The 13,255-nt window shown below is 73.2% G+C and carries 9 protein-coding genes; 8 read left to right on the top strand and 1 reads right to left on the bottom strand.

Annotated features, from left to right (window positions below; genetic code table 11):
• The first annotated feature begins 24 nt into the window (after positions 1-24).
• The 5 genes from AC07EJ_RS30365 to AC07EJ_RS30345 all read left to right on the top strand — a co-directional run bounded on the left by AC07EJ_RS30365 (position 25) and on the right by AC07EJ_RS30345 (position 9,627).
• Positions 25-1,209 carry an ATP-binding protein gene (locus tag AC07EJ_RS30365; protein ID WP_478885480.1) on the top strand — a complete coding sequence of 395 codons (1,185 nt, stop codon included), beginning with the start codon at positions 25-27 and terminating at the stop codon, positions 1,207-1,209.
• Positions 1,210-1,214: 5 nt separating this feature from the next.
• The gene (locus AC07EJ_RS30360; protein ID WP_478885479.1) at positions 1,215-5,414 is read left to right on the top strand and encodes a DUF5682 family protein; all 4,200 of its coding nucleotides are present in this window, start codon (positions 1,215-1,217) and stop codon (positions 5,412-5,414) included.
• Complete coding sequence (locus AC07EJ_RS30355; protein WP_478885478.1) at positions 5,411-7,402, top strand: hypothetical protein; 1,992 nt, start codon at positions 5,411-5,413, stop codon at positions 7,400-7,402. The genes AC07EJ_RS30360 and AC07EJ_RS30355 overlap by 4 nt, the downstream gene beginning before the upstream one ends.
• A gap of 132 nt (positions 7,403-7,534) precedes the next feature.
• A complete protein-coding gene (locus tag AC07EJ_RS30350; protein WP_389483904.1) occupies positions 7,535-8,086 on the top strand; it encodes a TetR/AcrR family transcriptional regulator in 552 nt (183 codons plus the stop codon).
• Positions 8,083-9,627: an MFS transporter gene (locus AC07EJ_RS30345; protein ID WP_478885477.1), complete on the top strand. Its 1,545-nt coding sequence runs from the start codon at positions 8,083-8,085 to the stop codon at positions 9,625-9,627. The genes AC07EJ_RS30350 and AC07EJ_RS30345 overlap by 4 nt, the downstream gene beginning before the upstream one ends.
• A gap of 172 nt (positions 9,628-9,799) precedes the next feature.
• On the opposite strand, the gene AC07EJ_RS30340 is transcribed toward AC07EJ_RS30345, so the two are convergent.
• The gene (locus tag AC07EJ_RS30340) at positions 9,800-10,573 is read right to left on the bottom strand and encodes a lysophospholipid acyltransferase family protein (RefSeq protein WP_389484017.1); all 774 of its coding nucleotides are present in this window, start codon (positions 10,571-10,573) and stop codon (positions 9,800-9,802) included.
• 184 nt (positions 10,574-10,757) lie between these two features.
• Here AC07EJ_RS30340 and AC07EJ_RS30335 point away from each other — a divergent pair, with 184 nt between their 5' ends.
• The 3 genes from AC07EJ_RS30335 (at position 10,758) to AC07EJ_RS30325 (ending at position 13,106) form a co-directional block, all read left to right on the top strand.
• Positions 10,758-11,939, top strand: coding sequence for a glycerophosphodiester phosphodiesterase (locus AC07EJ_RS30335; protein ID WP_478885476.1), 1,182 nt, complete (start codon positions 10,758-10,760; stop codon positions 11,937-11,939).
• Between the two features lie 113 nt (positions 11,940-12,052).
• Positions 12,053-12,571 (top strand): RNA polymerase sigma factor, encoded by a 519-nt coding sequence (locus AC07EJ_RS30330; protein ID WP_389483896.1) that lies wholly within the window; start codon positions 12,053-12,055, stop codon positions 12,569-12,571.
• A gap of 37 nt (positions 12,572-12,608) precedes the next feature.
• Positions 12,609-13,106, top strand: coding sequence for a GNAT family N-acetyltransferase (locus AC07EJ_RS30325; protein ID WP_393585471.1), 498 nt, complete (start codon positions 12,609-12,611; stop codon positions 13,104-13,106).
• Positions 13,107-13,255 lie beyond the last annotated feature (149 nt).

Here is a 13,255-nt window from a genome sequence, read left to right as displayed (position 1 = left end):
CACGCAGCCGCGGGAGTGCCGCCGATGACCACCACGACCGACACCGTCCAGGGCGCGACGTCTTCCGCGCAGCGGCAGATCGTGCCGCCCGAGGAGTTGTACGCCGACGAGCTCGCGTTCCTCGCCGCGTACGACACCGGCCCGCGTCCGCCCGGCTGGCGGCTCACCCCGCGCGCCGTCGTCACGTTCGTGATGGGCGCCGACGAACCGCTGCGGCTGCCCGAAGGCGCCGACGCCGGCGAGGGCGTGCCGCGCCGCCTCGCCGTCCGGCGGAAGTTCGTCGGCGAGCGAGCCCTCGTGGAGCGCTGCGTCGTCACGCTCGCCGGCGAGCGCGGACTGCTCCTGGTCGGCGAGCCGGGCACCGCCAAGTCGATGCTGTCGGAACTGCTCGCCGCCGCCGTCAGCGGCACCAGCGCGCTCACCGTCCAGGGCACCGCGGGCACCACCGAGGACCAGCTCAAGTACGGCTGGAACTACGCACTGCTGCTCGCCCAGGGCCCGAGCCCGAAGGCGCTCGTGCCCTCACCGGTGCTCGCCGCCATGACCCAGGGCGCCGTCGCACGTGTGGAGGAGGTCACCCGTTGCCTCCCCGAGGTGCAGGACGCCCTGATCTCCCTCCTCTCCGAACGGCGCATCGCCGTCCCGGAGCTGGCCGGCACGGACGCGGCCCAGGCCCACGCGGCCCCCGGGTTCAACGTCATCGCCACCGCCAACCTCCGCGACAAGGGCGTCTCCGAGATGTCCGCCGCGCTCAAGCGCCGCTTCAACTTCGAGACGGTCGGACCCATCGGCGACTTCGACGCCGAACTCGACCTCGTACGCCGCCAGTCGAAGGCGGCCGTCGAACGGGCGGGAGCCGCGTACCAGCTCGATGACATGGTCCTCGACGTCCTGGTCACCGCGTTCCGAGAGCTGCGTAACGGCCGCTCGGCCGAGGGCTGGGAGGTCGAGCGGCCCTCCACCGTGATGAGTACGGCCGAGGCCGTCTCCGTCGCCACGGCCCTCGGCGTCGCCGCCGCCTACTTCCCCGGCGACCGCGATGCCCTCGCGCTCCTGCCGGGCCACCTCACCGGCGTCGTCCGCAAGGACGACCCGGCAGACGCGGCGCGGCTGCTCGGTTACTGGGACGGCGCGGTGCGGCGCCGCGCGGAGGAAGGTTCCGCGACCTGGCGCACGCTGTGGGACCTGCGCTCCGTCCTGGAGGGCTGATCCACATGACCACCGACGCGGGCGTGGCCGTCGACGCGCTCACCGATCCCGACGGGCCCTACCTCATCGGCGTACGCCACCACGCGCCATCGCTGGCCGCCGTCGTGCCGCGACTCCTCGACGAGGCGGCCCCGGACGTCCTGCTGGTCGAACTCCCGGCCGAGATGCAGGAGTTGCTGCCGTGGCTGGCCCACGAGGAGACGGTGGCGCCTGTCGCGCTCGCCGCGGTGGTCGACGGAGAGGCGGACGCGGGCCCGGCGTTCTACCCGTTCGCGGACTTCTCGCCGGAGCTCGCGGCGCTGCGCTGGGCCGCACGGAACGGCGTCCCGGCGGTCGCGTGCGACCTGCCTCTGGCGGAACGGGCGTGGCGGGAGCCGCGCGTGACCCGCCCCGCGGAACAGGCATCCGCTCCCGCCGGACGCAGGCTGAGTCTGCACGACAGGGTGCGTGGGCGGCTGACCGGCCGCGACGGCGACGACCTCTGGGACCGTCTCGTGGAGGCCCCCGCCCCGGGCGCCACCCCACAGGCCGTGCGCCGCGCAGCGCTCCTCACCGGCTGGGCCCTGCGCCGCGACGCGCAGGACGGCCCGGGAGTCGACCTGCTCGATCTCGCCAGGGAACGGTGGATGAGGGCGTGCCTACGCGAGGCGGCGCGCGGGGGACGCAGGGTGGCGGCGGTGATCGGGGCGTTCCACGCGCCCGCGTTGAGCACAGAGGCGATGCGGGACGATGCGCCGGGGGCGCCGCTCGGGGGAGCGTCGGCGGGGGTGACTGCCGGGCCGACAGCGGGGCAGCCGGCGGCCGGGCCGGGGGCGGAACCGCTGGTGGCCAGGTCCGGCGCGGAACCGCCGGTCGAGTCTCAAGCCATGGGCCACGCCGAGCCGCACACCGGACCCCCCGCGGAGCCGGGATCGTCGGCCGCACCCACGTGTGCCGTCTCTCTGATCCCGTATACGTACGCGCTGTTGGACGCCCGTTCCGGATATCCGGCCGGGATCCGTGATCCCGAGTGGCAGCACCAGGTCCTGGAGTCGGCGGGCGACCCGGCCGCGGTCGGAGAGACGGCGCTGCGCTGTGCCGTCCGTGTCACCAACGAACTGCGCGCCGACGGCCACCCGTCGGGACCGGCGGACGCCCGCGAGGTCCGCCGCGTCGCGGGCGACCTCGCGAGTCTGCGCGGGCTGCCCGCGCCGGGCCGCAGCGAGTTCGTCGAGGCGGTCCAGACCGTACTGGCCCAGGGAGAGCCGCTGGGCCGCGGGCGCGCCGTCGCCCGCGCGCTGGAACGGGTCCTGGTCGGCGGGCGCACGGGCCGGGCCGCCCCCGGCGCATCCCGCGGCGGACTCGCACCCGCCGTCGAGACGGAGCTGGCCGCTCTCGGACTGCCGGGCCCGGCAAGCGGTGGGCAGGAGAAGGAGCTACGGCTCGACCCCCTGCGTTCCGGCCTGGACCGCAGGCGTGAGGTGCTGCTGCGCCGTCTCGCCCTGTGCGGCATCCCGTACGCGCAGGAGGCGTCCGTCGGCGGGGCGGGCGGGGCCGATGCGCTCACGACGCGCTGGACCGTGCGCTGGACACCCGCCACCGCGGCGGTCCTCACGACGGCGACCACCCGGGGCGTCACGCCGGCGCAGGTGGCCGAGGGCGTGCTCCGCGCGCGCGTCCGGGCCGCCCACGCGGAAGGCGGCCCGACCGCGGCGCAGGCGCTGACCGCGCTCGGCGAGGCGGCCGAGTGCGCGCTGCCCGCACTCGCGGCCGAGGCCCTGGCAGAGGTCACGACCGTGCTCCCTGCCATCGGCACGCTCCCCGAAATCCTCAGGGGCCTCGACCTCACAGACCGCCTCAGGTCGGGCCACATCGCGGGCCTTCCCGGGACGGACACGGCTACTGGTCCGGCTACGGATCCCGACCTTGATCCCCACATTGATCCCCACATTGATCCCGCTCCGGGCCCCGGCGTCGGCCTTAACTCGGATTCCGGGCCTCACTCCGCTACCTGTCCCGGCGCCGAACCCAGCGACGTACCCCGCAACGGATTCAGCGTCGATCCCGCCACCGCTCTCGCCGCGACTCCCGGGGCCGAACCCGGCGCCGTGCGCGCCAACGGTCCCAGTGCCGACTCCACCACCGCGCTTGCCACCGCCCCCAGCACCGAACCCGCCACCGCTCTCGCTGTGACTCCCGGGGCCGAACCCGGCGCCGTGCGCGCCAACGGTCCCAGTGCCGACTCCACCACCGCGCTTGCCACCGCCCCCAGCACCGAACCCGCGACCGATCCCGTCGTCACCCCCGCCCTCGGACCCATCACCCACGCCGCCGCCCCCGGACCGACCTCCGCCCCCACCACCCCCTGGCACCGTGCGCTGGCCGACTGTGCCGGACTTCTGACCGTTGCCGCCGTCCGTAGTCTCGACGGGCTCGCCGGCTCCGACGACCCGGACGACGCCCGCGCCCTCGTCGAACTCGCGCGGCGCGCCGACGTGTTCGGCGGCATGCGGCTTGCCGACTCGTTGGCGCGGCTCGCCGACGACGGGTCGCCGCTCATGCGCGGCGCCGCAGCCGCGGTGCGCGTTCTGCTCGGGCACACTCCCGCCACCGCCCTCGGCGTACGCGCGGCGTCCTGGGTCGACACGGCCACCGATCCCGGCACCCGCGCGGAGCTCACCGCCCGGCTGACCGGCCTGCTCACCGCCGCCGGCTCCCTCTTGGAGACGGCTCCCGAGGCGCTCGTCCCGCTGCTCGACCGCGTCGGCGACCTGCCCGACAGCCCCTTCCTCGCACGGCTCCCCGCCCTTCGAGGCGGCTTCGACACGCTCAGCCCTGCCGCCCGCGACCGGCTGCTCACGGTCATCGAGGAGCGCATCGACGGCACCCTCGACGCAGACCTTCCCCCGGACACGGACGCGCGGACGCTGGCCGCGTGGACGTCTGCGGACCTCGCCGCCCGCGAGGCGCTGGCCGCGCTGGACCTCCTGCCCACGACGCCGGACATCACGTCCGACCGGCCGCCCACCGCATCCCCGTCCACTGCCGCCACCACCGCCACTGCCACTGCCACACCCGCCACCGGCCCCGCTCCCCTCCCGCCGGCCGGTGACGCCCGGATCGCCCCCGCCGAGCGGTGGCGACTCGTACTCGGGCGCCGACAGGACCAACTCCCGCAGGACATCGCCCCGTTGGCGACCGCCCTGGACGAGCTGTACGGGAGGGGCCGCGGCGAAGGCGCGCGCGGCGATCTGCCGGGCGGTGCCGGCGGCCGGGGCGGGCGAGAGGCGCCCTACCCCGGCGTACGCGAATGGGCCGAGGAACTCACGGCCCTCTTCGGCCCCGGCATCCGCGAGGAGGTCCTCGCCGCCGCGGCCACCCGCGGTCGCACGGACGTGGTTTCCGCGCTCGACCCCGAAGCCGTACGCCCCTCGGTGGAGCTGCTGCGCACCGTGCTCCAGCACGCGGGAGGGCTGCCCGAGGCCAAGCTCGCCGCCCTGCGCCCTCTCGTACGGCGTCTCGTCGACGAGCTCACCCGCACCCTCGCCACGCGACTGCGCCCCGCGCTCACCGGCGCGGCGACGGCCCGCCCCACCCGGCGCCCCGGCGGCAGACTCGACCTCGCCCGCACTCTGCGGGCCAACCTCGCCACAGCCCGGCGCACCGACGACGGACGTATCCACGTCATCCCCGAGCGCCCCGTGTTCCACGGCAGGGCCCAGCGCTCGGCCGACTGGCGGCTGATCATCCTCACGGACGTGTCCGGCTCGATGGAGGCGTCCACCATCTGGTCGGCGCTCACCGCGTCGGTCCTGGCGGGCGTGCCCGCGTTGTCCACGCACTTCCTGGCGTTCTCGACGGCTGTCCTCGACCTGACCGAACACGTCCACGACCCGCTGGCCCTCCTCCTGGAGGCCCGGGTCGGAGGCGGCACCCACATCGCCGCCGGACTGCGGCACGCCCGCACACTCGTCACTGCGCCCTCGCGCACCCTCGTCGTCGTGGTCAGCGACTTCGAGGAGGGCTACCCCGTCGGCGGGATGCTCGCCGAGGTACGCGAACTCGTCGGCGCGGGCTGCCACGTACTGGGCTGCGCGAGCCTCGATGACGCCGGGCGCCCCCGCTACTCCACCGGCATCGCGGGACAACTGGTCGCCGCGGGCATGCCGGTCGCCGCACTCGGCCCGCTCGAACTCGCCCGCTGGGTAGGGGAGAAGATCCGTTGACGTCGACGCACTCTCAGCAGTCGTCCCGCCCGACGCCGCAGCTTCCTCCGGTACTGCCCGAGGTCACCGCCGCTGTCGTGGCCGCACTCTCGCCACGTCTGCGCAAGCGCCTGGACGCGGCCGTCGAGAAGCTCGCCACGCGACCGGTGACGTCCGACGGCGGCATCTGCCGGATCGCGGTCGACGACGAGACCTCCGTGGAACTGCACGCACCCGGCGGCACGGTCACGGTCGGCGACGCGATCCGGTGCGGCTGCCTGCTCGCCCCGGCCTGCGTCCACCGGGCCGCGGCGGCGACCCTCGCACCGATCGCGGACGCACCTACGCCGACCCCTGAGGACGCACCCACGTGGGCCCCCGCCGACGCACCCGCATCGGCCCCCGCCGACACCTCCGCCCAGCCATCCCTGCCAGCCCTCGATCAGCCGTCCCTGCCCGCCCCCGCCCAGCCGTCCCGACCCGCCCCCGACAGGCCGGAGGCACCCGCCTCCGCCCCCGAGCCTTCCGCCCCCGAACCTTCCGCGCCCCCACCAACTGAAGCCTCCACGCCTCCGCCCACCACCCGGGCCCAAGCAGCCGCAGCCGAAGCTCTGTGGCAGGCCGCCGCCCTCGTCCTCGACGCCGGTGTCGACGGTGCCGGTGCCGTGCTCCAGGCCGGTCTGCTCAGGGCCGCCCACTCGGCACGCCTCGCGGCGCTGCCCCGCCCCGCGGCCGCCGCGATCCGTACGGTGAACGGCCTGCGCGCGGCCCGCGCCGCCGAGCCCGACCACCGCACCTCCGAACTTGCCGACGCCCTCGAGGAGTTGCTCGTCACCGCGCACGGCCTGCGCCGCCCCGGCACCCCGGAAGCGCACGCCGCACTGCGCGGCACGGCCCGCCGCGCGTACGCGCCGGGCGGTTCGCTGCGGCTCTACGGGCTGTTCACCGAGCCCGTTCTCACCTCGACCGGTCACGCGGGCGTGGTGACTTGGACCGCCGACGCCACGGGCCGCCTCTACACCGTCCCCGACATGGCCCCCGGAGGGCCGACCAGGGCGAGGACCGCCGGGGACCGCGCCGTCAGGATGGGCGACACCGCGCTCACGCACCGCGACCTGGCGCGCACCGGGCTCGTGGTCTCCGGGGCGACCGTCTCCGCCGACGGGCGGCTCGGCGCGGGCCGGAGCGTGCGGGCCGCGGCCGCCGCGGGAGCCGACTGGACCGAGGAGCCGCTCGCGGCACTGTGGTCCGTCCCCGTTGCGGAACAGGCGGCGCGGGCCCTCGCCACGGGGCAGGACCTGCTGTTCCTCGACGCCACGCTGACCGGCGTGGCCCGCGAGGCGGGTGGCGACTGCCTCCTGGCCGAGTGCGAGGGGCTCACCGTCCGGCTGACCTCCGCCGACGACCACCCCGAACTGGCCCACCGCGAGAACCTCGCCGTCCTCGCCACGGCCCCCGGGACCAGGGTTCGTGCGATCGCGCGCCTCGTCCCCGCCGGGCATCCCCGGGCCGCGCTCCTCGCCGTCGGTCTCCCAACGGGCTGGCACGACCTCGGCCTGGACCGCCTCCAACGCCAGGACGTGACCCGGACGCCGCCGGCCCCCGCGTCCCTTCCGACCCCCGCATCCCGACCAGCCCCCGCACGCGTCCCCGTACTCCCCACCCCCTCCGCACCCCTCCACATCCTGCGCCGCCGCACGGAACAGGTGGTCGTCGCGGGCCGCCGCGCCCTGACGCACACAGCGCCCACCCGACAACACGCCACCGCACCGCACACCACCGCACCGCCAGCCACCGCACCCGACACCGCCCTCCTGCGCCGCGCCGGCCTGTCCACCGCCGCCGAGCTGCTCGACGCGCTGCGCAGGGCCGCGGCCGAGCGGGGCCGCGACGGGTTCGGCCGGCTCGGCGCAGCGGACACCGACGCGTTCGCCCGCGTCTGGCTCGCCACGGCCCGCTACCTCGACGAGGCGTCCATGGCCCTGTGCCGCGAGGCATGGCAGACCTGACCCGCACCCCTGATCAAGCCCACACCCGCCTGCGCCTGATTCCCACCAATGCGCCCCTATATGCGCCACTCTGTATGAGACGCCTAAGCCCTCAGTGAGACAAGCGTGTCTCACATGGGCTACCCTCGTCTCATGTCAGTCGACCGGGAACAGGTGCTGCGCACCGCCGCCGCCCTGCTCACCCGCAAGGCCACGGCCACGATGGACGAGGTCGCGAGGGCGGCGGGCCTCAGTCGCGCCACGCTGCACCGGCACTTCGCGGGCCGGGACGCACTGGTCAGGGCCCTTGAGGACCTGGGGATCCAGGAGTGCGAGGCGGCCCTCGACGCCGCCCGGCTCGACGAGGGCGGCGCCGACGAAGCCGTACGCCGGCTCGTGACGGAGATCCAGCCGTGTGCCGGACTCCTCGCCTTCCTCGTCACCGAGAACCAGCTCTTCGAGGGCGAATCGCAGAACGAGGGCTGGGCCCGGCTCGACGCTCGTATCGCCGCACTGTTCACGCGCGGCCAGGAGCGCGGCGAGTTCCGGATCGATCTGACACCCGCGTGGCTCACGGAGGCGCTCTACAGCCTGATCGGCGGGGGCGCATGGGCCGTACAGGACGGCCGGGTGGCCGCCAAGGACTTCCAGCACATGATCGTCGAGCTTCTGCTCGGCGGCGCCAGACGGAGAGTGGAACCATGACCAGCACACACCAGCGCACATCCGCGGCGGAGGTGGAGCCGAGGCCCGGACGATGGCTCGCGCTCTCCGTCCTCGTGCTCGCGGTGCTCCTGGTCGCGGTCGACGCGACGGTGCTCGGTCTCGCGACGCCGTACATCAGCGAGGACCTGGAGCCGACCGGCACGCAGCTCCTGTGGATCGGTGACGTCTACTCGTTCGTGATCGCGGGACTTCTGGTCTCCATGGGCAGCCTCGGCGACCGCATCGGCCGCAAGAAGCTGCTGCTCACCGGCGCCGTCGCGTTCGGCGCCGTCTCGGTGCTCAACGCGTACGCGACGACCCCCGAGATGATGATCCTGGCCCGGGCCCTGCTCGGCGTCGCGGGCGCCACCCTGATGCCGTCGACCCTCGCCCTGATCCGCAACATCTTCACCGACCCGCGCGAGCGTTCCCTCGCCGTCGGCATCTGGGGTGCGGCGGCCTCGGCGGGCGCGGCCGTCGGTCCCGTCGTCGGCGGATTCCTGCTCGAACACTTCTGGTGGGGCTCGGTCTTCCTGATCAACCTGCCCGTGATGGCGGTCCTCGTCCTCGTCGGCATCAAGCTGCTGCCCGAGTCGAAGAACCCGGTCGCCGGCCCGTGGGACCTGATCAGCGTCGTCCTGTCCCTCGTCGGCATGATCGGTGTCGTCTACGCGGTCAAGGAGGCCGCGGCGCACGGCCTCGGCTGGCAGGTGCCGGCGTCCGGCGTGCTCGGACTGGCTGCTCTGACGTGGTTCGTCCGCCGTCAGCTCACGCTGCCCGCGCCGCTCCTCGACATGCGGCTGTTCCGCCACCGCGGATTCTCGGCGGCGGTCCTCGCCGACCTGCTCACCATCCTCGGCCTTTCGGGCCTGGTGTTCTTCCTCTCCCAGTTCCTGCAACTGGTCCAGGGGCGCGGCCCGTTCGAGGCCGGTCTCGCCGAACTGCCCGCCGCCATCGGCGCGGTGGGGGCCGGACTGGTCGCCGGTACGGTCGCGCGCCGGTTCTCCGTGCGCTCCGTCGTCGCGGGCGGCCTCGCCGCGGTGGGCCTCGCCCTGGCCGGGCTCACCGGGCTCAGCCAGTCGACCGGCTATCCGCTGCTCGGGATCGTGCTCCTGATCGTGGGCGTCGGCGCAGGGTTCTCGTTCACCGTCACGGCCGACGTGATCCTGTCCAGCGTGCCGAAGGAGCAGGCGGGCTCGGCGTCCGCGGTCTCCGAGACGGCGTACGAACTGGGCGCGGCCCTCGGTATCGCCCTGCTCGGCTCCATCGTCACGGGCGTCTACCGGGACTTCACGGCCCCGGCCGGCACGCCGCCAAAGGTGGCGTCGGCAGCCCATGAATCCCTGGGCGGAGCGGTCGAGTCCGTCTCGGCGCTGCCCGCACACACAGCGAGCGAACTGCTCTCGGCGGCGCAGGGCGCCTTCGTCGACGGACTGCAGGCCGCCGCGGGCATCGGCGCGGCGGTACTCCTCGCGACGGCGGTGGCGGCGTGGTTCCTGCTGCGCGGCCAGAAGCTGGAGGACGGCGTCGAACACCCGTGACGGACGCGTCCGGACGGATGACGACGCGTCCATACGGATGACGCGCCTCTCATGGCGTGTCCATCGTCTCCACCGTCTCCACGCATGACGAAGGGCCGCACCCACCGGGTGCGGCCCTTCGTGACGCTCAAGCGCTACCGGCTCAAGTACTGCCGGCTCAAGCGCTACCGGCTCAGGCGGCCTTCGCCTTGGTCGCGTACATGTCCACGTACTCCTGGCCGGACAGGCGCATGACCTCCGCCATCACCGAGTCCGTCACGGCGCGCAGCACATAGCGGTCGCGGCCCATGCCGTCGTAGCGGGAGAACTCCATCGGCTCGCCGAAGCGGACCGTGACGCGGCCGGGCCGCGGGAAGCCGTTGCCGCCAGGCTGGAGCTTGTCCGTGCCGATCATCGCGAACGGAACGACGGGCGCGCCCGTCATCAGGGTCAGCCGGGCGATGCCGGTGCGGCCGCGGTAGAGCCGGCCGTCGGGGGAGCGGGTGCCCTCGGGGTAGATCCCGAAGACCTTGCCCTCCTCCAGGACGCGGCGGCCCGTCATGAGCGCCGCGACACCGCCGTTGGCGCCGTCCCGGTCGACCGGGATCATGCCGACGCCGGTGAAGAACCACGCCATGACACGGCCCTTGAGGCCCTTGCCGGTGACGTACTCGTCCTTGCCGATGAACAGGACCTGACGGTCACACACGATCGGCAGCACGATCGAGTCGATGAAGGTCAGGTGGTTGCCCGCGAGAATGACAGGACCGGTGCCCGGGATGTTCTCGGCGCCCTCCACCCGGGGGCGGAACATCAGGCGCATGATCGGTGAGAGCACTGCCTTGATGAACGCGAAACGGGACAACGGGCCCTCCGGTGTCAAGGGGTGGCGGCCTAAGCCGTGGCTGGATGAGCTGAAGTCTGTGCAGGTGAGGACGATACTCGCGGCCCCCGGCCCGTTGCACATCGGGTTCACGCACTCGATACGCAGTGTTGACCCGTATTTACGCTCCGTTGGCCGTCATGCGGCGCCCAGGAGTCACCCCGCATCACCCGTCCGTTCGGTCCAAGGTCTCCCACTGGTCACTCCCGCACATCTACGATCGGTGCGCTTTGACAGGTGCAAGGCAGCGATGTGGGAGGAGTGCTCAATGGGGATGCGGAAGTCACAGGAGTCCCGGGGGTCGCAGCTCGGCCGCCGTTCGGTACTGGGTGCGGCAGTGCTCGGCGCGGGTGGAGCCGTCCTGGGCGCGCCCGGCGTGGCGAGCGCCGACGAGCGCGGCAGTGGCGGACATCACGGCGGCGGTGGCTACAAGAGCCTGCCCGTGCCCACCGTCATCGCCCACCGCGGCACGAGCGGCTACCGGCCGGAGCACACCTTCGGCTCGTACCAGCTGGCCCTGGACATGGGTGCGCACGTCATCGAGGCGGGCGACCTGGTGCCCACCAAGGACGGTCACCTCGTATGCCGTCACGAGCCGGAAATCGGGGGGACGACCGACGTCTCGGCGCACCCCGAGTTCGCCGGCCGCAAGACCACCAAGAGCCTCGACGGGGTCGCCACCACCGGCTGGTTCACCGAGGACTTCACGCTCGCCGAGCTGAAGACCCTGCGGGCCAAGGAGCGCATCCCGGCCAACCGCCAGCGCAACACCCTCTACGACGGGCGCTGGGAGATCCCCACCTTCGAAGAGATCCTCAACTGGCGGGAGCGGCAGAGCCGCGAGCGCGGCAAGGAGGTGTGGATCCACGTCGAGACCAAGCACCCCACCTACTTCCGCAAGCTCGGCCTCGGCCTGGAGGAGCGCGTCGCCACGCTCCTGCGCAAGTACGGCGTGAACAGGAAGAATTCGCCCGTCTTCCTCCAGTCCTTCGAGCCGACCAGCATCCAGCGCCTGAACAAGCTCGTCGACAACCCGCTCGTCGTGCTCCTGTCGACCGCGAACTCCCGCCCCTGGGACTTCGTCGACGCCGGCGACCCGCGCACCGTCGCCGACCTCATCACGCCCAAGGGCCTCGACGAGATCGCCTCCTACGCCCAGGGCATCGGCCCCACGCTCGATCTCGTCATCCCCAAGGACAAGGACGGCAAGCTGCTCGCGCCCACCACGCTCGTCAAGGACGCGCACGCCGCGGGCCTGATCCTGCACCCGTACACGATGCGCAACGAGAACACCTTCCTGCCCGCCGACTTCAAGAAGGGGACCGACCCGAACGCCTACGGCGACGCGTTCGGCGCCTTCAAGGCCTATCTGGCCACTGGCATCGACGGCATCTTCTCGGACAACTGCGACACGGCTCTCCTCGCCCGCGAGGACTTCCTGAAGGACTGATCTCCGTCAGTACGGCGTCAGCACGCCGTCAACACCGCCCACCCCGGCCCTGGTTGGGGTGACACACGGCCGCCCCGGCAACCGCACGCCCGGGCGGCCGCGTCCCGCCCGGCATGACGTACGACCTGGTCATCGACGCCCTGCGCCCGCTCGTCGCCGCCGAGGTCTCGGCGGAGGCCCACGCCGGCGCGGCCGAACCCGGCGACCTCGAACAGGCCGTCTGGCTGCGCCTGCTGGAGCGCATCGACACCGACGGCCCGCCCGCCGATCCCGCGGCCTGGCTCACCGCCGCCGTGAGATCCGAGGCCCGCCGCACCCGCCACGCCGCGCTGCGCGAGATCCCGTACGCCACCGAGCCCGCCGACGACTTCGAACACGGCCCGGAACAGCGGGCGCTGGCCGGCGACCGCCGCCGCGCGCTGCACGCCGCCGTCCGCAGACTTCCCGGGCGATGCCCCCGCGTCGTGGCTGCATTTCTGTCGCCACAGGACCTCACCTACCGCGAGATCGCAGGGGAGTTGGGTATCTCACAGGGCAGCCTCGGTCCGGAACGTTCCAGATGTCTGGGATGCCTGCGCAGAATGCTGGCGGCGGAGGTTGCGGCTCCTGAACCCTGGGGAAAGGAGCGTTAGACAACCGGCGGAGCAGGTGAGCGGGAGGCATGCACACATGGGCATGAGTGTGATCATCTCTGCGGCGACCGAGCAGGACGCCGAGAAGATCCTCAAACTGCAGTACCTCTGCTACCAGAGCGAGGCCGAGATCTACGGCGACTACTCCATCGAACCGCTGACGGAACCGCTCGACTCGGTCAGGGCCGAACTCGCGGGCGGCACGGTCCTGGTGGCCCGGCTCGGGGAGGAGGTCGTGGCCGCGGTGCGGGGCGCCGTGGACGCGGACGGCACGGCCCGGATAGGCAAGCTCGTCGTGCACCCGCGCATGCAGCGCCACGGCCTGGGCGGGCGGCTCCTCGACGCCGTCGAGGCGAAGCTCGGCGCGGACGGCGCCGCCAAGCGCTTCCAGCTGTTCACCGGCCACCGCAGCGAGCACAACCTGCGGCTCTACCGGAAGCACGGCTATGCCGCTGTAGCCACGAAGCGCGTCGACGAGCGGCTCACCGTGGTGACGCTCGCCAAGGAGGCGGAAGCGGGCGCCTTCGTCGCCTAGTTGCTGCCGCCTGGTTGCTGAGCTGTCGCCCGGTTCCTGTCGGCAGGCGCTAGCTGTATTGAGCATGAGCGTTGTTGACACGCGCGGGCCTTGAAGAGGGCGAAGGCCTCCGTGTGTGGTGGAGGTGTCGAATCTTCACCGCACGGAGG

The sequence above is a fragment of the Streptomyces sp. NPDC045026 genome (assembly GCF_056432625.1).
Note: the sequence above shows the minus strand (reverse complement) of the source record. Positions and strands in the feature narration are given on the sequence as shown.

Coding starts and splice junctions, on each gene's coding strand:
- AC07EJ_RS30335 (WP_478885476.1), top strand. CDS start 10,758: ATGGGGATGCGGAAGTCACAGGAGTCCCGGGGGTCGCAGCTCGGCCGC.
- AC07EJ_RS30365 (WP_478885480.1), top strand. CDS start 25: ATGACCACCACGACCGACACCGTCCAGGGCGCGACGTCTTCCGCGCAG.
- AC07EJ_RS30350 (WP_389483904.1), top strand. CDS start 7,535: ATGTCAGTCGACCGGGAACAGGTGCTGCGCACCGCCGCCGCCCTGCTC.
- AC07EJ_RS30330 (WP_389483896.1), top strand. CDS start 12,053: ATGACGTACGACCTGGTCATCGACGCCCTGCGCCCGCTCGTCGCCGCC.
- AC07EJ_RS30340 (WP_389484017.1), bottom strand. CDS start 10,573: ATGTGCAACGGGCCGGGGGCCGCGAGTATCGTCCTCACCTGCACAGAC.
- AC07EJ_RS30325 (WP_393585471.1), top strand. CDS start 12,609: ATGGGCATGAGTGTGATCATCTCTGCGGCGACCGAGCAGGACGCCGAG.
- AC07EJ_RS30345 (WP_478885477.1), top strand. CDS start 8,083: ATGACCAGCACACACCAGCGCACATCCGCGGCGGAGGTGGAGCCGAGG.
- AC07EJ_RS30360 (WP_478885479.1), top strand. CDS start 1,215: ATGACCACCGACGCGGGCGTGGCCGTCGACGCGCTCACCGATCCCGAC.